The organism is Anabaena sp. TISTR 8404, from assembly GCF_056847745.1.
Genome location: NZ_CP180578.1, coordinates 5,063,443 through 5,082,572 on the forward strand (window position 1 = coordinate 5,063,443; position 19,130 = coordinate 5,082,572).

Genomic DNA, 19,130 nt, shown 5'->3' on the forward strand with positions numbered 1-19,130 from the left:
CCCACCTTTAAAATAAGGTGGGGTAATACAGAGTTATTTGTTAGTGCCTAAAACTTATTTCATATCGTAGCCAAACAAGTTGGGGTCAACTTCTCCTAACTGTAAGTCTGCCAAACCATATTCTGCCCATCTTCTTTCTACCATTGCAGCTACATCAGGATCTGATTCTAGTGGCGCACCCCATTCATGTTCTGTTTCTGGTGGAATTTTGGTAGTTGCATCAATTCCCATACGTCCGCCTAAACCTAATTTTTCACTGGCAAAGTCTAAAGTATCAAAGGGTGTATTCGGCAGAATAAAGACATCGCGTGTGGGATCAACTTTAGAACTTATTGCCCAAACAACTTGTCGGGGGTCGCGGATATTGATATCTTTATCAACGACGATGACAAATTTGGTGTAAGTAAATTGCGGTAAAGCACTCCAAAAAGCTAAAGCTGCCCTTCGCGCTTGTCCGGGATATGCTTTATCAATGGAAATAATTGCGGCTTTGTAACTCAAAGCTTCCATTGGTAAGAAGAAATCAACAATTTCTGTGACTTGTTGTCGCAGAATTGGGGTATATATCCGATTAAGTGCGATCGCCATCATCGCTTCTTCTTTCGGTGGACGACCGCTAAATGTGGTTAAATAAATTGGGTCTTTGCGGTGCGTCATACATTGAAAACGAATTAACGGCGAATCTTCCACACCGCCGTAATAACCCATGTGGTCACCAAAAGGCCCATCGGGTAAAACTTCCCCTGGTGTAATGGTTCCTTCTAAAACAAATTCAGAATCAGCGGGAACTTCTAAATCAACTGTTTTACACTTTGCTAACTGTACACCAGAACCGCCATACAACCCAGCAAACAGCCATTCTGATAAATCTACAGGGATGGGTGTCGCAGCGGCCATGATAATTAGGGGATCTACTCCAAGTGCGATCGCTACTTCTAATTTCTTCCCACGTTCAGCAGCTTTGCGCAAGTGTCTTGCCCCGCCCCGCACCGATAACCAGTGAACGGTCATTGTATTCTTAGATTGCAATTGCAAACGATAAACACCAACATTCGGTGTACCTGTTTCACAATCTTTGGTAATTACCAACCCCAACGTGATAATCTTGCCAGCATCACCAGGATAAGGACGAATTAGCGGTAAGGTGTTTAAATCCAAATCTTCGCCTTGAATGACCACTTGCTGACAAGCTGGGAAAAAATCTCTTCCAGGTTTGGCTTTGAGAACATCAAACAGTACTTTGCCAAAATCTATCGCTTGGGAAATCTTTTTCGGTGGTTTTGGCTGTTGCAGCATACTCAGCTTTTTTCCCAGAGTTTCTAACTCTTGGGGATGCTGCATATTCATCGCCCAGCATATTCTTTCCACAGTCCCCAGCAAATTCACCGCCACAGGGAAGGAAGCACCTTTAACATTTTCAAACAACAACCCCGGCCCACCTTTTTGCAGCATCTGGTTAGAAATCTCCGCAATTTCTAAATCAGGGTCAACCAAGGCTGAAATCCGCCGTAATTGTCCTCTTTCTTCTAAAATTTTGATGAATCCCCGCAAATCTCTCGCCATTGTTCTAATAAAGCTAAATAGTTAAGAAGTATGAAGCGCTGTTTTAATATTATGAGCTATTGTTCGCTTCCCTATCATCCCATCTTTTGAGAATGGGGAGTAAAAACCTGCACTTGTAAGTGTTCTCCTCATTTCCTCTGAGTCAAGCAGGCATAGAATTCTTTTGATGAACACTGTATGATTTTTGAATATTTTCTACAATATTCTCTCCGACACGGCAGCGATGACTATCCGCCATGCGACTGAAACTGATTTACCTGCGATCGTAGCTATTTATAATGCAGCGATTCCTAGCCGCCTCGCCACTGCTGATTTAGAACCTGTGTCTGTGGAAAGTCGCCGTGCATGGTTTGGTGGGCGATCGCCAAATAAGCGCCCACTTTGGGTAATTGAACAACAGGGTGTAATTGCAGGATGGCTGAGTTTTCAATCTTTTTACGGTCGGCCAGCATACCATTCAACTGCCGAAATCAGTATTTATATTGCGCCAGCTTTTCATCGTTGCGGCTTAGGACGACAACTTTTAACCCTAGCAATTACTGAAAGCCCTAATTTAGGTTTAAAAACGCTTTTAGGCTTTATTTTTGCCCATAATCACGCCAGTCTGCAACTTTTTGAAACATTAGGTTTTCAACATTGGGGACATTTACCTCAAGTCGCAGAACTAGATGGGGTAGAACGTGATTTAGTAATTATGGGTCTGCGGATTGGCGAAAACTGTGAAGTTTGAAGTATGAAGTATGAAATTCAGAAAAATCAGGCGAGAATTTGAACTTTATCAGTCTCAACGATTAATTGCAACTATCTCAGGATATGAATAATGATTACTATATGAATTTATCTATGATTTAACTATAGATTTTAATCAATAGATAGTATTAGTTAATCCAATCCATAGATATATAAGAATTAATTAGAGTAATTATCGCTGATTTATCTAATCAACTAATTCCCTTTTGCCTCAGATAACGGTAAGCTTAATCTAACAAAATTAAGCAAATATAAACTTGCATTTTTCAATAATGGATAGCAGAGGGATCAAAGCGATTTGATTCCATAACCCTAAGTTTTGTTTTAATCTAGAGGTAATTTCATGGCTCAGTTTCTACTAGAGACTGTTTGGCTAGTTCCTTTATATGCCTTAATTGGCGGATTATTAGCCATACCTTGGTCACCAGGGATCATTCGTAATACTGGGCCAAGGCCCGCAGGTTATGTAAATTTAGTAATGACATTTTTGGCGTTTGCCCATAGTGCGATCGCCTTACAAGCAACTTGGAATCATCCACTCCAAGAAGTATTTATTCCTTGGCTAAAGACAGCAGGTTTAGAACTGACCATTGCTGTAGAAATTTCGTCAATTAGTGTAGGCGCATTGGTAGTAATTACAGGTTTAAATTTGCTGGCGCAGATTTATGCCATTGGCTACATGGAAATGGATTGGGGTTGGGGACGCTTCTATTCTTTATTAGGTTTATTTGAAGCGGGATTATGCGCCCTAGCCTTATGTAATAACTTGTTCTTTAGTTATGTAATCCTGGAAATCCTCACCTTGGGAACCTACCTCTTAGTTGGCTTATGGTTCAGTCAGCCTTTGGTAGTAACAGGTGCGAGAGACGCTTTCTTAACCAAGCGGGTAGGAGACTTGTTTTTGTTAATTGGGGTCTTAGGATTGTGGACTCTAGCAGGAACATGGGATTATAACGAACTAGCCCAATGGGCGAAAACTGCGGAAGTTGACCCTACAGTAATTACCTTAGTAGGTTTAGCATTAATTGCCGGGCCAATGGGCAAATGCGCTCAATTCCCACTGCATTTGTGGTTAGATGAGGCAATGGAAGGCCCAGTTCCCAGTACGGTTTTGCGGAACTCGGTAGTAGTTGCTAGTGGCGCGTGGGTGCTGATTAAATTGCAACCTGTGTTAACTTTGTCACCTCTGGTTTCTACCGTGATGGTAGCAATAGGCGCGGTAACAGCAGTTGGTGCTTCTTTAATTGCGATCGCTCAAATTGACATCAAACGCTGTCAATCTTATTCTGTTAGTGCTTACATGGGTTTGGTGTTCATTGCTGTAGGCACACAACAAGATGATGCTGCGTTGTTGTTGGTTCTCACTAATGCCATAGCCGCAGCTTTGTTGGTGATGAGTACTGGCGGCATTATTTGGAATAGCATTACTCAAGATGTCACCCAACTAGGCGGACTGTGGTCACGTCGCCCCATCTCTGGAATTGCTTTTATTGTCGGCACATTAGGATTAATTGGTTTCCCACCACTCGGTAGCTTTTGGGCATTGATGGAATTAGCTGATGGGTTATGGGATAGTCACCCTTGGTTAGTTGGGATAGTCATAGCGGTGAATGCTTTGACAGCCATTAGTTTAACCAGAGAATTCGGCTTAATTTTTGCTGGTAAACCGAAGCAGATGAGCGAGCGATCGCCTGAAGTTCACTGGCCAATGGTATTACCAATGATGATTCTACTGGGCTTTGTTTTACATCTGCCCCTAGTGTTGCAAAGCTTATCACTTTTTCCCGACTGGGTAAGCATGAATAAAGATGTTGCACTCTTGTTGATTTGGTCAACTATCTTTGGTTGCAGTGTTGCTGGCGTGATTTATCTCGGTAATATTCCTAAACCAGTTCGTCTACCTTGGAAAGGTTTGCAAGACTTGTTGGCTTACGACTTTTACACTCCCAAAATCTACCGTATGACCATCATTTTCAGCGTTGCCCAACTTGCTAAATTCGCTGATATGGTTGACCGCTTTGTAGTTGATGGCATCGTTAATTTCGTGGGGTTGTTCTCACTCCTCGGTGGAGAAGGTCTAAAATACAGTACCTCCGGTCAAACTCAAACTTATGCCTTTACCGTCCTCTTAGGAATCGGTCTTATAGGAATGTGGGTTACATGGCCATACTGGGGTGTGCAGTTTTTAGATTTGATTTTTTAGTCAATGGTCAAGGGTCAAGGGTTAAGAGGATGTTTGAAAAGTTGATAAGTATATTAAAAACTCCTCTCCAAACCTCTCTCCTGCGAGGAGAGAGGCTTTGAAACCCCCATTCCCTTGTAGGGAATGGGCAGGGGGGGTTAGGTTTTTAAGATTCCGATGTTAGTAAGAAGACTTTTCAAACATACTCTAAGACTTAATGTTCCATGATCAATAGTCAATATTGCTTTGTAATTCTTGTTTCTTCCCTAGTTTTCTGCTAATCATCTGCGTTCATCTGCGGTTAACATCCCATGCTAAGTGTTTTAATTTGGGCACCAATTATCGCTTCCTTAATTATTGGGTTTTGGCCTAATAATGCGATCCAAGCAAGTCGCCTGCGCTTGGTATCCCTCACCCTATCCGGTCTAATTCTTCTTTGGAATTTATTCATCCTACTGAAATTTGACCTTAGCAACCCAGGGATGCAGTTTCAAGAGTATTTACCTTGGAACGAAACCCTCGGTTTAAGCTATCAGTTAGGAGTAGATGGGCTATCAATATTAATGTTGATTTTAAATAGCCTCCTCACCTGGATTGCTATTTACAGCAGCAGCAAAGAAACAGAACGCCCTCGGCTATTTTATTCAATGATTTTGTTAGTCAGTGGTGGCGTTGCTGGGGCTTTCCTCGCCGAAAACTTACTCTTGTTCTTCCTGTTCTATGAATTAGAATTAATCCCCTTCTATTTATTAATCTCCATTTGGGGCGGCGAAAAACGGGCTTATGCCGGGATTAAATTTCTGATTTACACTGCGGTTTCCGGCGCATTAATTTTAGCCACCTTCTTGGGTATGGTGTGGTTGACAGGTTCTACCAGTTTTGCTTTTGATGCTGTCTCTACTCAAACCCTCTCTGCTGGACTACAACTACTGCTGTTGTCAGGAATCATCCTCGGTTTTGGTATCAAAATTCCTTTGGTTCCCTTCCATACTTGGCTACCTGATGCTTACGTTGAAGCTTCCGCACCCATCGCCATTCTGTTAGGTGGTGTATTAGCAAAGCTGGGAACCTATGGTTTATTGCGGTTTGGCATGGGGATGTTCCCCAACGCTTGGAGTATTGTGGCACCAACCTTAGCAATTTGGGGTGCAATTAGTGCGATTTATGGGGCAGTAATTGCGATCGCTCAAAACGATATCAAGCGCATGGTAGCATACAGTTCCATCGGTCACATGGGCTATGTTTTGCTGGCCAGTGCTGCTAGTAACGCCCTCGCCCTAGTTGGTGCAGTTTCCCAAATGTTTAGCCACGGCATCATCCTCGCCATTCTCTTCCATCTAGTAGGAGTTGTTGAAGCCAAAGCTGGCACACGCGAGTTAGACAAACTCAACGGTTTAATGAGTCCTATCCGTGGCATACCTTTAATTAGTTCCTTACTTGTATTAAGTGGTATGGCTAGTGCTGGTATTCCCGGTTTAACAGGATTTATCGCTGAATTTATCGTCTTCCAAGGCAGTTTTTCTATCTTCCCCATTCCGACAATATTATGTGTCGTCGCCAGTGGTTTAACTGCTGTATATTTCGTCATCTTGCTTAACCGTACCTGTTTTGGTAGACTCGACAACAACTTAGCCTACTATCCCAAAGTGTTGTGGTCTGAAAAAATGCCAGCACTAATTTTGGCAGGCTTAATCATCTTTTTAGGAGTCCAACCCACTTGGTTAGTGCGTTGGAGTGAAACCACGACCACAGCAATGGTAGCGACAATTCCCCCAGCGGAAAAAACCGTAATTTCTCAAGTTGCGTTGAAGTAACAAGAGAATTACGCAGCCGATACAGGAGGAAACATGAATCTCACCTTAATTCCCAGTGGTCTTGTACTATTTCGCTTTTTAATAGCACCCTTCCTCCTGTGGGATTCCTGGGATGGTGATACGAGTATTTGGTTTTTGGTGGGTTTTACCGCTGCTTTTGTTTCCGATATCTTTGATGGCATTATTGCCCGGCGGTTGGGTGTTAGCAATGCCAAATTGCGACAAGCTGATAGCTGGGCTGATACCTGCCTTTTCAGTTGCATATTTTTAAGTGCTTGGCTGGGATATCGAGAGATTTTGATAGCTTATCGCCTACCTTTGTTGATGGTGATTTTTGCTCAAGTGGTGTGGTGGATAGTTAATTTAATTAAGTATGGTAAACCCGCCAGCTATCACACTTACTCAGCCAAGTTTTGGGGAATTACATTATTTATCGCCATTGTCGCGCTTTTTGGATTTAACTACGCTGGCATAGCTTTATGGCTAACTTGTATTGCTGGAACTATTTACAGCATTGAAGAAATTGCAATGACATTAATATTGCCAGTTTGGACGCATGATGTTTTGAGTATTTTTCATGCTTTAAAGATACATCAGCAATTACAAACAACCGATATTTCTACTGTCTAAAAATACATTTAACATCTAGGAAACAACATGGTACAGACTCCTGAAAAATCTGTGACTACTAAACTCCCGCCTTCTCGACATGAATTTGCCGAAGTAATTCATCGTTTAGAAGCAGGCGGTTCAATGTTACCGGACACGCCAGAAAATTTGATGCAAATTATCGGTATTTATAAAGCTTACGCTGTACCGATGGATTTTTACTGGCGTGACTTATTGTATATAGCTGAACGGGTATTTTTAGAGCCATTTGCTTTTTCTAAATACTTCTTACCCAAAGAGTATTTAGAACTCCATAATCATTATGCTGGTGATACGGCTGATTTAAGAATTTGGCGCGGTGAAGCAACAGCCCATCCTGAACTTTTGGCATTTATGGAAAAGGGTGAAACCTTTAAAATGCCAAAATTATTGCATCACTTATTCCACGATCGCATAAATATGGAATTTGCGGAAGCTTGTATGCGGGCAATGCTTTGGCATCGACATATGTATGCGCCAGTCAATCAATTTGATGCTTATCTCGACTCGGAAGAATACAAAGCCAACGCTGACAAGGCAATTAAAGCATACTTCCAAGGCAACCCTGTAATGCTGGGACTGTACAAACTGTTTCCCGATATGTTTTTGGAACAGTGTCGCCAGATGTCATACTACGCCAACCTCGGCTTATTCTGGGAAGTTATGGCCCCGGTATTCTTTGAAATGTCCGACATTTATGATGAAGGCGGGTTTAAGGGTGTACCCGATGCAATGAACTTTTTGGTGAATGGAATATTTGCGATCGCAGGTCGTCCAATTTACCATCATGTTTATATTCGTGGTGAATGCTATGAAATTATCCCCAAATCAAAAGGCTTCACCTGGTTGTACGAAGCAGCTTTACCATACGTAGAAGCTGTGTTCTACCGCACTGCCCCCTTTAGAGGTACAAAATCATATAACGCCCAAGCCCGTCAAGTACCAGAAGACCAAAAAGATTTCCACTACGGCATTCTCTACGCCGATGTCTTTCCGGTAGGAACTGCTGGTATTCCACCCACATTATTAATGCAAGATATGTTGCACTTCTTACCGCAATATTTGGTTGATTACTACAAACAATATTGCCGTGGTGAAGATGATATGTTGATTCAGTTAGGGATTAGTTTCCAACGGTCAATGTACAATGTGACTTCTGCGGTTATTCAAGCGTTGAGAACTGCTCTTTTATATCCCTTAGATGACCCTAATCCTAAACATTTACAAGCCAATCGTGAGTTTTTTGAACAACAATTAAATCGCTTTACTCGTGCTGATTATGGTATGCGTGATGCTGCCCGTCTGCGGAGTATTCAAAACCAAAATTATCGATAATTAATTTTTATACCACAGCGTTTAGATTACTTCACCTCTCTGAACAAGGGAGGTTTTTTATGTAAATTAAGTGTGTTTGCCTGTCTTGTAGTGAAATGACACAGCTATAGCAAATTCGGATAAAGTTGCATCTGGATGACTTTAAACCATGAAGGCTAATTCACTACCGTACTCATCCAATTTGCCCTTCATTGTCCCACCTTGTTTTTTGGGTTCTAGATGACTTTGGTTTCTTTTAAGCTGGATTAGCTTTTGTACATAAATGATTTAGGTTACCAGAAGGTATTGATTTAATTTATTTACCTGCATATTCGCCTGAATTACAACCCGCAGAACGTTTGTGGCCTCTGGCTCATGAGATTGTTGCCAATACCCCTCCAAGTTCTTTAGATGAACTAGAAACTTTGTTAGTGCTTCGTTGTCAAGAACTGATGAAGCAACATGATTTAATTTCTGGTCTAACTTGTTACCACTGGTGGCCAAAAACCAGGGCGGTTTAATTATTAAGTGTTCATCCAAACTTGATATTACAAAACATAACGAATTATCTTAACTGAACCGTATTGTGGTGTTGTGCGTCTATGCGTGAGGCTGAAAATTATGCGATCGCACTTATTTTGGATGACAGCGCAAATATAGATATCTTGGATGCGCCTTCACCCAATCTCCTAAATTTCTAAGAAATAGACATCACCCAATCGCTTAAAAGTTGATTTACCTGATCTGGTATTTCATCATGAGGACAATGACCTGCTCTGAGAAAATATTCAGTTAATTCAGGATAATATTGCCGAAATTTTTGCGAACGTTCTCTAGCTTTCATCCAAGGATCAGCTTCGCCCCATAATAACAATAAAGGACAAGTTAATCGCTTCAACAACACATCAACTTTTTCGCCTTGAGGAGTGCTAAAAACGGAAGCAAAGACATCAAAAGCCCCAATATCATAAGCAGGGCGATAAATTTCTTCTACTAATTGGTCTGTAATTGCAGTTTTGTCTAAATAAACTTTCTCTAAAGTCTGACGAATTACCCAACGCTGTCGCACATATTGAAATATCAGAAACTGAGCAAAAGATTGTTGAAAAATCCACTTGACGCTATCACCTAGTATTTTCTGTAGCGGTGAAGGTTGTTTAGGCGGTTGAATTTGTGATTGTAAAGCTTCTGGTTCAGCTGAAGGTTGGTTCTCACTAAAGGGGCCAGCGCTATTCAGTAATACTACCCCAGCAACACTATCAGGATATTGGGCGGCGACGCATAAGCTGGCGTAGCCACCAAGAGAGTTACCTGCTAAGACAGCTTTTTGACCAATCACTTCACTAATAAAATCATGGAGTTGGTCACGCCATAAATCGCCACTGTACTGTAATTTAGGTTTAGCCGATCGCCCAAATCCCAACAAGTCGATCGCAAACACTTCAAAATCTTGATCCAACCCATTGATATTCTTCCGCCAGTGGTCTGTGGAAGCACCGAACCCATGCACCAATAGCAAAGGAGGACGTTGCGCTTGTGGCTTTCCCGCACGCACATAGTAAACTTTTTGCCCTCGCCACTGCCAATATTGACCAGGAATTGGTTTTGTAGAGGGGGCTGTATTTACCTGCATGATTCTCAGTAATGTTAAGTAGCTCTTAATAATTGTATAGCAAAGTGCTGAGTATAAATCCAGTATCTACAAGGCTTTGAGCAATCAACACTGTTCTAACCTAAGTGACTACCACTGTAAAACAGGATTAAGTATGGGTATGGGGAATATAGCGTAGGGATTAGGGGAAAATAACTATTGACCATTGACCATTGACTATTGACCAATGACAAAAGTTACAGGTACAACTAAACTTTTAGGTGTAATTGGGCATCCGGTGGAACATTCCCTGTCACCAGTGATGCATAATGCTGCACTTGCAGCTTTAGGATTAGATTATGTTTATCTACCTTTCCCGATAGAACCAGAGAATTTACAAGTAGCGATCGCAGGTTTTGCCGCAATTGGGGTCAAGGGTTTTAGTGTGACAATACCGCATAAACAGGCAATTATGCCGCTATTGTCAGAAATTACCCCTTTAGCCCAAGTTATAGGTGCAGTTAATACTGTTACCCGCAACAATAATCAATGGGCGGGAACAAACACTGATATTGAGGGATTTATCTCACCGTTACAAACAACATATCAGCAAGATTGGAGTCAAAAGGTAGCCGTAATTTTAGGTAATGGTGGTGCGGCTAGGGCTGTGGTTGCAGGTTGTTACCAACTGGGTTTTGCGGAAATTTATGTTGTGGGGCGTAACGAACAGCGATTAAAAGACTTTTATGATAGTTGGGGAAGTTCACCCATAGTTGACAAGTTACAAGTTAACACCTGGGATACTCTCGCAAAACTGATTCCTCAAGCCCATTTACTTGTGAATACAACACCAATTGGTATGTATCCCAAGGTAAATGACTCGCCGTTGAGTGCAGCAGAAATGGCTGATTTGTCTGAAGGTGCGATCGCCTATGATTTAATTTATATTCCCCAGCCCACAAAATTTCTGCAACAAGCCCAAAAACAAGGTGCAATTGCGATTGATGGATTAGAAATGCTTGTTCAACAAGGCGCAGCCGCCTTAAAAATTTGGTTACAAACAGAAACCGTACCAGTTGATGTGATGCGCCAAGCACTGCGCCAACATTTAGGTTTAATTTGAATTCTGTGGCAAGGTTAATGGTAGCTGGACTGTAAACCTTGTCCAACCCTCAGAACTAGTAACTGCGATCGTACCTCGCAGATATTCTACGAGTTTTTTCACCAAAGCTAAACCCAGCCCTGTACCGCTATCTTGTACCGATTCGTTTTGCGGAATTTGGTAAGTAGAATCAAAAATCGAGGATTTATCTTGGTTTTGAAGTTGGGATATTCTGTAAAACGGTTCAAAGATTTGAGATTGTTCTTTGTCCGAAATTTCTACTCCAAAATTACTCACCATGATGTTTACCCAGGGAATTGGAGTGTCAGGTGATTGTTCCTGAGAGTTTGGATAATTGGAAGTGGTAAGTTGAACAGTAACTGCTATGGGTTTCCCAAAGGGCGTATATTTGCACGTATTCGTCAATAACTCAGATAAAATCCGAGTCAAGATACCCAAATCACTCACTAAACTTGGTAAATCTGGCGGAACATCAACTGTCAAAGATTGCTGCTGATTTTGGGCAATTTTTTGAAAGCTTTCAGCAATGTGGGGTAGCCAATCTTGCAGACGAATCGAAGTTAATTCTAAGGGATACATGTCTGCATCAATGAAGCGCATATTTAACAAATCGTCTACCAAATTTAGCTCGCGTTCGCACTCATAACGCAATATATTGATGTAACGAGCTACTGTATTTAATTCTGGAGGTTTACCCGACTGGATCATCCGCCGTCGATCAAGCATAGTTTCGAGCATAGTGATTGCCATTTTAATGTTTGACAATGGCGTGCGCATTTCATGAGACGTAGCTGCTAAAAAATCTTGTTTCAACTGGTTCAACCGTTGAAGTTCTACCATTTGAATTTCTAATTGACGGGCGCGTTCTGTGGCGAGGTTGCGTTCTTGAGTTAATCGGCGTTGGGTGTCATCTCGAAACACCATGACTGCGCCTGTAATTGTACCGTTGTTGTCGCGTAACGGTGCGGCGCTATCAGCAATGGGAATAGTTTTTTTATCTTTGGTAATTAGTAAAGTGCGATCGCCTAAATATATAGTAGTTTCTTGTTCTAAAGCTAAGTTAATCGGATTTGCTATGGGTAGCTGAGTTTGTTCGTCAAAAATTTGAAAAACCTGATCTAATATTTGGTCTTTTGCTTCCTGCAATTGCCAACCTGTAAGTGCTTCTGCTACCTGATTCATGTACTTGATCTGCAACTGCGAATCGACCACAATTACCCCATCCCCCATACTTCGCAGTACAGTACTCAAAAACTGCTCTCGTTGATAGCGATTCAGCGCTGTTTGAATCGCAACGTAGAGTTCTTGTTCCCTGATCGGTTTGAGAATGTAACCAAAGGGAAACGTCAGGGTTGCTCGCTCTACAGTACTTTGATCAGAGTGTCCTGTAACGTAGATTACAGGGATTTGTAATTGCTCCCAAATTTGTTCTGCCGCCTGAATACCATCAAGTTCGCCTCGCAACCGGATATCCATCAAAATCAAGGTTGGGCGCAGTTGAGTTGCTTTTTCAATAGCTGCTTCTGCGGTATCTGCAATATCAACTACTTTGTATCCCAGGGACTCTAGGGTTTCTTGTAAGTTAATGGCAAGAATATACTCATCTTCAACAATCAGGACTTGAACTGTGTTAATTTTCTTTGTATCAGAAGAGATATTCATAATCTTCATGTCCTGCTTTTTGTAAAAGTAATTTTAAATTCTGTTCCCTGCTGAGAATTAATCTCAATAGTTCCCCTTAGCTGCTTAACTAAACCGTGGACAAGAATTATACCTAATGTTTTTGTCTTTGTGCTATCAAAATCTTTAGGTAATCCAACTCCATTATCCCGAACAATGAGTATTAAATTGTAATTATCTTGTTGCTCTAAGCTGACGAGAATTTCACCTGCACGCTGCTCAGGAAAAGCGTATTTTAAAGCATTAGAAACTAGTTCATTGATGATTAAACCACACGGAATGGCGGTTTCAATATCTAAGCTGGCATGATCAACTTGAATTTTCAGCTGAATACAGCTGGGAGTTACATTGTAAGAATCAAATAAATGGGTTGTCAAATCTGGAATGTATTGAGCAAAATCTATATTTGCTAAATCTGCTGAGCGGTAGAGTTTTTCGTGAACTAAGGCAATAGAAGCAATGCGGTTTTGACTATCGCGTAGAATTGCCGTTGCTTGGGGGTCTTGTGTGCGTCGGCACTGCATTTGTAATAAGCTGCTGACAATTCCTAAATTGTTTTTGACACGATGATGGATTTCTTTGAGTAATACCTCTTTTTCTCTGAGAGATGCTTTGATTTGTTCCTCTGCTTGTTTTTGCTTGGTGATGTCTTGTTGAACAGCGACTAAAACTGTACCGTACTCAGGATGCTCAAACACAGAAGTAGTGGCACTACACCAGAACGGTGTGCCATCTTTTTTGACATTGTAAACTTCATAGGTAGTTTCGCCATTTTCTAAAACAGCAGCCCTAATTGCTTGATTAACCGCTTCCGCTTGAGTTTGATCATCTGCATAATTGACACTTGATACATGTAGACCGATTAATTCATCAGTGTCATAACCAAACATTTGCTCAAATTTAGGATTGGCATAGACAATAATTCCATCATCCGCTCGAATCAAGCAAATACCTTCAGCTATGTTGCGAGTTATGATTGCTTGCAGTTCCAACATCTGTTCAGCACGTTGGCGTTCTGTAATATCAATTGCTACCCCACCAATTAGCTTTTGTTCTGATACAACTGGAATCGGAAATTTGTATACCAAGAATTTACCAAGAGAACCATCGGTTCGAGGCGCAACCTCGACAGTTTCAAGTACCTGGTTATTTTGGATAACTGTCTGGTTGTTATCAAAATATTGTTGCGCTATTTCGGTTGGAAATACTTCAAAAACAGACTTACCAAAGGTTTGCTCAGGAGATAAATCAAATGTGTGCAGGTAGGCTTGGCTGAAGTAAATCAAATGCCCAGCCATATCTGTAATCCAAGCTAAGGCTGGGCTGTTATTCATAAATGCTTGAAACCGAGCTTCGCTTTCTCGTAAGGCTGCTTCTGCTTGCTTGCGATCGCTAATATTAAAAGCTACCCCTTGCAAAATTGGAGTTTTGTCATCGGGCGCTAACACTAAACTCGCCTGATCTTGTACCCAGACGACTTTGCCATCCTGGGTAATCATACGGTATTCAATGTTATACGGCTGTCCTGTAGCGACGGCGGTTTCAACAGCTTGAATTACAAATTGGTGATCGTCTGGATGCACATAGTTTGACCAGCTGTTATGGAAACCTGTTTCCCAATCTTGTGGCGGAACATTGAGTAATGTTTGAATTTGGGGGCTGATGTAGGCAAATTCTGACTTACCACTGACAGGTGCTGTGTAAACTACTCCGGGAATTTGTTCAACAACAGTACGATAGCGCAATTCCGCTTGCTTAAGCTTTTCTTCGGCTTGTTTACGTTGGCTAATATCAAAGATTACACCTAACATTCGGATAGGCTGGCCATCTGTATCGTAAATCCCGTGTCCTTTTCCTGTGAGCCAGCGAATTTCGCCATTAGGGTGAATTACCCGATATTCTGCTTCAAAATTACTATGCTTTGCCAAAGCCTTGAATAAAGCTTGTTCAACTCGTTCCACATCCTCTGGGTGAATAGCATCACGCCATAGTTGATATTGGGGTGTTGATATTTCTGGTTCTAAGCCGAGTAAACGAAAGTGGTTGTCGTTCCAGGTCACTTCTCCTGTTTTAATCTTCCAATCCCAGAGACCGATATGGGTAAATTCTAACGTTAGTCGCTGTTGTTCTTCACTTCTAGCTAAGGCTGCTTCTGTGCGTTTGCGATCGCTAATATCTCGGTTGATTTCTAGTACCGATACTGGTGTACCATCAGCATGACGCAATAAAGCCCAGCGACTTTCAACAATAATTTTCTCCCCATCTCGCCGAGTATGAACTAATTCACCTTCCCAATATCCCAAGTCCAGCAGAATTGCATACACTTCATTTAAGGGAATGGGAAACTCAGTCTGGAGAAATTGATGACTATAATTATCAATAGCTTCCACTGCTGTCCAGCCATAGATATACTCTGCACCTCGGTTCCAGCAGGTGATGCGGCTATCCATATCTCGGATAATTATTGCATCGTGGGCAAGCTCTAGCAGTTTAGTTTGCTCTAATAATAAGGCTTCAGCACGTTTTTTATCGCTGATATCTGCAACTCTTACCAGATGCATCACTTGTTCGGCAATTTTAATTTCTTTGGCTGCTATGCTTCCCCAAAAACAATTGCCCTGCTTAGTAACGTATTCAATTTCTTGAGTCCAAAATCCTTGCTGGTTAATTTGTTCAACGATATTAGCAGACTCCTCAGAAGTGAAATGTCGTTTTTGCAGGGTATGTCCGGCAATTCCAATCAGGTCAGCTTTACATGAGGCGGCAAATAATTCTACTGCGCGATTATTGCAGTCTGTAGTTAATAATGTTTGTGGATCAACTAAAAATAAAGCATCAGCAGATTCATTAAAAATCGCTTCTCGTAAGTCGCGGCTTTGGATAATTTCTAGCTCAGTTTGTTTACGCTCTGTAATATCTAGAATAGCACCCAATAACTTAACTGCTTGTCCTTGGGAATTTTGGACTACCTCGGCTTTAGATTCAAGATAGCGCATTGAGCCATCGGCTCGAATAATCCGATACTCCATACTGAAAGGAGTGAGGTTGGTCTCTATCTGTTCCAGTTGAGCCTGCAATGCAGAGCGATCATCTGGGTGAATCATCTGGAAAAATTCGGTCGGGGTTGGTTCAGGCTGTGTAGGCTCTAAACCAAAAATGCGAAAGGTTTCATCTGACCAAGTACGCTGCTGAGTCTGTAAATTCAATTCCCAACTACCCACATTGGCGATATGCTGAGCAGCAGTTAGCTGTGCTTCACTACGGCGCAATTTTTCTTCTGCCTGAATGCGATCGCGCAGTGCTACTTGCTGTTCGGTAATATCTTGAGCGGTTCCGAAAAGGCGAACTACCTCTTCGGTCGTGTTAAACTCTGCATATCCAATTCCTTCAACATAAATTTCAACATTGTCATACCTAGTAGCACGCAGAACTAATTTGTAAGATTCCCCAGTTGAAATCGCACGCGCTACAGCTTGGTCTAATTTTTCTCGGTCTTCAGGGTGATACAACTCTAAATTTTCTTCATAGCTGGGAGCCAAAAGTTGAGGATCTCGTTTAAAGAGTTCAAACAATCCTTTCGACCAGGTAATTTTGCCAGTAGCTATTTCATACTCCCAACTACCAAGATGGGCGACTCGCTGTGATTCTTCGAGTAAAGCTTCTTCCTTGCATAATTTTTCTTCGGTAAGCTTGAGGTCAGTGATATCTACAACCAGTCCATCCCAGGCTATGCGGCCATCTTCTAACTGACGTGGTGAGGAACGAAAATGAAACCATTTCAGTTGATTGCTGGGTGTTCTGATACGCAGTTGTATATCAAATACTGACAAATTGCGCATAGACTCATCAACAGCTGCCTGGAGGAGAGGAACATCTTCTGGGATAAACTGGCTGTAAAGCAGACTGGAATCTTTGAGTGCATCTTCTGCTTTGACTTCCGTTAGTTTTTCAATTCCTGCACTCAGATAATAAAAGCGATCGCTGCCATCTAATTCACGGATCACTTTATAAATTGCGCCATTTGGCAGGTTATCCCCAATCCGCCGCAACAAGGCTTCCCGCTCTTGTAATGCCAGTTCTACTTGTCTGCGATCTGTAATTTCTCCTAATGAACCAACCAAGCGTACAGGATTTCCTTGCTCATCCCAGACAGCTTTTGCCCGCGATCTAAACCATCCATAGCTACCATCTTTACGGCGAAGACGATATTCGGCGTTATACTCTGGGGCTTGTTGCGATAAATAAGCTTGTTGGGCAGCCATGACTGGTTCATAATCATCAGGATGAATGCGCTGGCTCCATTCATCATCGTTAGTGCTGAGTTCATGACGTTCATATCCCAACATCTCATACCAACGCTCAGACCGGAAAGTTTGATTAGTGAGTATGTTCCAATCCCAAATTGCTTCACTAGTACCAGCAACAGCTAAATGCCAACGTTCTTCACTGTATCGTAAAGCTGCTTCTACCTGTTGCCGTTCGCTAATTTCCCGCTTAAGTTCTTGGTTTGCTTCCTCCAGTTGTGCAGGACTGGGAAAAGCAAGTGCTTGTGGCATCAAATGTATCAGTTCAAAAGCTGTGTACAGTGATACTAAAGCCGCGATCGCTTTGATGCCGCCACTTAACCAGTAAGTGGGATACCAGAGCGTCCAAATCTCCATTAGGTGAGTAGTGCCACAGGTGATAATAAATACAGCAAACAGCAAAAATATCCCATGAAATGGCAAATCTCGGCGCTTGCGAACAAAATAAAGTAGTGTTAAGGGAATAGAATAATAAGCAAGGGCAATTAAACTATCAGATACAATATGCAGCCCTAGTAACTTTGACTGCCAAAGATAGCAATGACCGTGAGGAATAAACTGTTTTGAGGCTAAAAGGATTTTAAAAAATTCCAACATGAATTTGTCTCAAACACTCCTTGCCTACAAGTTACATCTATCTTAAGGATAGGGCGTAGAAAATAGGCAAGAGGAAATGGTGAGACAACACTAATAAGTAGAAGCAAAAGGACAGAAAGTAAGAGGTAACAGCCAATGACTATTGACTATTGACCCTTGACTCAAAAAATTTAAAATCCCATTGCTGCGGCTACGGCTGTAATTTCTGCCGAGATACCTTGCTTAAATTGACTATCACTGTGCTTAATAGCTGTATCTGGATCTTTCAGTCCATTACCTGTAAGGACACAAACAACTGTTGCACCTGTGGGTACTTGGTCTTTGACTTTTAATAATCCCGCTACAGAAGCCGCGCTGGCAGGTTCGCAAAAAATACCTTCAGATGCAGCTAAAAGCCGATAAGCTTCTAAAATTTCTGCGTCGGTGACGGCTTGGAAATTGCCTTGACTTGCAGATTGAGCCGCGATCGCTTTATCCCAACTTGCCGGATTACCGATGCGAATAGCTGTGGCAATAGTTTCGGGATGAGCTACTGGTTGACCGTTGACTAAGGGTGCTGCACCTGCGGCTTGAAATCCCATCATCTTTGGCAGGCGATCGCATTTACCTGCTTGATGATATTGACAAAATCCCATCCAATATGCAGATATATTTCCAGCATTACCAACAGGGATACAGAGCCAATCGGGAGCGTTACCCAAGGCATCAACTACTTCAAAGGCTCCTGTTTTCTGTCCTTCTAGGCGGTAAGGGTTGACCGAATTCACCAAAGTTATCGGATAGCTTTCGGCCATTTCCCGGACAATTTCTAAGGCACGGTCAAAATTACCTTTAATAGCTAGTACTTCTGCGCCGTAAAGTAAAGCTTGCGCTAATTTACCAAGGGCGACGTAACCATCAGGAATTAAGACAAAAGCATTCATCCCACCGCGCTTGGCATAGGCGGCGGCGGCGGCGGAGGTGTTACCTGTACTAGCACAAATCACTGCTTTTGCGCCTGCTTCTTTGGCCTTGGAAATGGCCATTGTCATACCCCGGTCTTTAAAACTACCTGTAGGGTTGAGACCATCGTACTTGACAAACACGCTGACTTGTCTACCAATGCGTTCTGCGATCGCCGGCACCGGAATCAAGGGAGTGTTACCCTCTAACAAAGTAACAACGGGCGTTTTATCACTGACAGGCAAATACTCACGATAGGCTTCTATCAGTCCGGGCCAAGGTTGGCGATGAGATTTAGCAACAGACAAGCTCACAGTCACAGGTTTTAACAGTTTTTCACTAAAGATTGGTAGATTATGGCTGGAAATGAAAGCTAATACTTAGCTTTCTATCTCCATGTTTGGCACTTTGTATTCCAGAAAAATATTATCTTTGTTTGGTGTAGTTTTTTAGATGATTTTTATTTTGTGCAGATTGTTAGTTTATCATAACCGTTTACTTACCTACATCTTTCATCTAAACCCTTGATTTTTCGGCTCAATGGTACAAATCTGAATCACAGTGATGTCTGGCGACAAGATGCAAAACGTCTACGCAACTGTGGAACACTAGCATCATCATC

At 42.0% G+C, this 19,130-nt stretch carries 11 protein-coding genes; 6 read left to right on the forward strand and 5 right to left on the reverse strand.

Annotated elements, in window-relative coordinates; genetic code table 11:
• Positions 1 to 54 precede the first annotated feature (54 nt).
• A complete protein-coding gene (locus ACMX3D_RS21980; RefSeq protein ID WP_482747941.1) occupies positions 55 to 1,563 on the reverse strand; it encodes a UbiD family decarboxylase in 1,509 nt (502 codons plus the stop codon).
• 223 nt (positions 1,564 to 1,786) lie between these two features.
• Between ACMX3D_RS21980 and ACMX3D_RS21985 the strand changes: the two genes are divergently transcribed.
• The 5 genes from ACMX3D_RS21985 to ACMX3D_RS22005 all read left to right on the forward strand — a co-directional run bounded on the left by ACMX3D_RS21985 (position 1,787) and on the right by ACMX3D_RS22005 (position 8,292).
• Positions 1,787 to 2,293 (forward strand): GNAT family N-acetyltransferase, encoded by a 507-nt coding sequence (locus ACMX3D_RS21985; protein WP_482747942.1) that lies wholly within the window; start codon positions 1,787 to 1,789, stop codon positions 2,291 to 2,293.
• 363 nt (positions 2,294 to 2,656) lie between these two features.
• Positions 2,657 to 4,516: an NAD(P)H-quinone oxidoreductase subunit F gene (locus tag ACMX3D_RS21990; RefSeq protein WP_482747943.1), complete on the forward strand. Its 1,860-nt coding sequence runs from the start codon at positions 2,657 to 2,659 to the stop codon at positions 4,514 to 4,516.
• Positions 4,517 to 4,806: 290 nt separating this feature from the next.
• A complete protein-coding gene (locus ACMX3D_RS21995) occupies positions 4,807 to 6,309 on the forward strand; it encodes an NADH-quinone oxidoreductase subunit M (protein WP_482747944.1) in 1,503 nt (500 codons plus the stop codon).
• Between the two features lie 33 nt (positions 6,310 to 6,342).
• A complete protein-coding gene (locus tag ACMX3D_RS22000; protein ID WP_482747945.1) occupies positions 6,343 to 6,939 on the forward strand; it encodes a CDP-alcohol phosphatidyltransferase family protein in 597 nt (198 codons plus the stop codon).
• A gap of 27 nt (positions 6,940 to 6,966) precedes the next feature.
• A complete protein-coding gene (locus ACMX3D_RS22005; protein WP_482747946.1) occupies positions 6,967 to 8,292 on the forward strand; it encodes a CO2 hydration protein in 1,326 nt (441 codons plus the stop codon).
• Positions 8,293 to 8,968: 676 nt separating this feature from the next.
• Here ACMX3D_RS22005 and ACMX3D_RS22010 read toward each other — a convergent pair.
• Positions 8,969 to 9,904 carry an alpha/beta fold hydrolase gene (locus tag ACMX3D_RS22010; RefSeq protein ID WP_482747947.1) on the reverse strand — a complete coding sequence of 312 codons (936 nt, stop codon included), beginning with the start codon at positions 9,902 to 9,904 and terminating at the stop codon, positions 8,969 to 8,971.
• A gap of 205 nt (positions 9,905 to 10,109) precedes the next feature.
• Between ACMX3D_RS22010 and ACMX3D_RS22015 the strand changes: the two genes are divergently transcribed.
• Positions 10,110 to 10,985, forward strand: coding sequence for a shikimate dehydrogenase (locus ACMX3D_RS22015; RefSeq protein WP_482747948.1), 876 nt, complete (start codon positions 10,110 to 10,112; stop codon positions 10,983 to 10,985).
• Here the strand turns inward: ACMX3D_RS22015 and ACMX3D_RS22020 are convergent.
• The 3 genes from ACMX3D_RS22020 to thrC form a co-directional block, all read right to left on the reverse strand.
• Entirely contained in the window at positions 10,977 to 12,647 is a 1,671-nt protein-coding gene (locus tag ACMX3D_RS22020; RefSeq protein WP_482747949.1) for a hybrid sensor histidine kinase/response regulator, read from the reverse strand. The two genes, ACMX3D_RS22015 and ACMX3D_RS22020, sit on opposite strands and share 9 nt — an antisense overlap.
• Positions 12,648 to 12,652: 5 nt before the next feature.
• The gene (locus tag ACMX3D_RS22025; protein WP_482747950.1) at positions 12,653 to 17,566 is read right to left on the reverse strand and encodes a PAS domain-containing protein; all 4,914 of its coding nucleotides are present in this window, start codon (positions 17,564 to 17,566) and stop codon (positions 12,653 to 12,655) included.
• A 170-nt stretch (positions 17,567 to 17,736) separates the two neighbouring features.
• Complete coding sequence (gene thrC, locus ACMX3D_RS22030) at positions 17,737 to 18,828, reverse strand: threonine synthase (RefSeq protein WP_482747951.1); 1,092 nt, start codon at positions 18,826 to 18,828, stop codon at positions 17,737 to 17,739.
• Between the last annotated feature and the right edge of the window lie 302 nt (positions 18,829 to 19,130).

Excerpts from the sequence above, each read along its gene's own strand:
- ACMX3D_RS22005 (WP_482747946.1), top strand. The coding sequence starts at position 6,967 with ATGGTACAGACTCCTGAAAAATCTGTGACTACTAAACTCCCGCCTTCT.
- ACMX3D_RS22020 (WP_482747949.1), bottom strand. The coding sequence starts at position 12,647 with ATGAATATCTCTTCTGATACAAAGAAAATTAACACAGTTCAAGTCCTG.
- ACMX3D_RS21990 (WP_482747943.1), top strand. The coding sequence starts at position 2,657 with ATGGCTCAGTTTCTACTAGAGACTGTTTGGCTAGTTCCTTTATATGCC.
- ACMX3D_RS22010 (WP_482747947.1), bottom strand. The coding sequence starts at position 9,904 with ATGCAGGTAAATACAGCCCCCTCTACAAAACCAATTCCTGGTCAATAT.
- ACMX3D_RS22015 (WP_482747948.1), top strand. The coding sequence starts at position 10,110 with ATGACAAAAGTTACAGGTACAACTAAACTTTTAGGTGTAATTGGGCAT.
- ACMX3D_RS22025 (WP_482747950.1), bottom strand. The coding sequence starts at position 17,566 with ATGTTGGAATTTTTTAAAATCCTTTTAGCCTCAAAACAGTTTATTCCT.
- ACMX3D_RS21985 (WP_482747942.1), top strand. The coding sequence starts at position 1,787 with ATGACTATCCGCCATGCGACTGAAACTGATTTACCTGCGATCGTAGCT.
- ACMX3D_RS21995 (WP_482747944.1), top strand. The coding sequence starts at position 4,807 with ATGCTAAGTGTTTTAATTTGGGCACCAATTATCGCTTCCTTAATTATT.
- ACMX3D_RS22000 (WP_482747945.1), top strand. The coding sequence starts at position 6,343 with ATGAATCTCACCTTAATTCCCAGTGGTCTTGTACTATTTCGCTTTTTA.
- ACMX3D_RS21980 (WP_482747941.1), bottom strand. The coding sequence starts at position 1,563 with ATGGCGAGAGATTTGCGGGGATTCATCAAAATTTTAGAAGAAAGAGGA.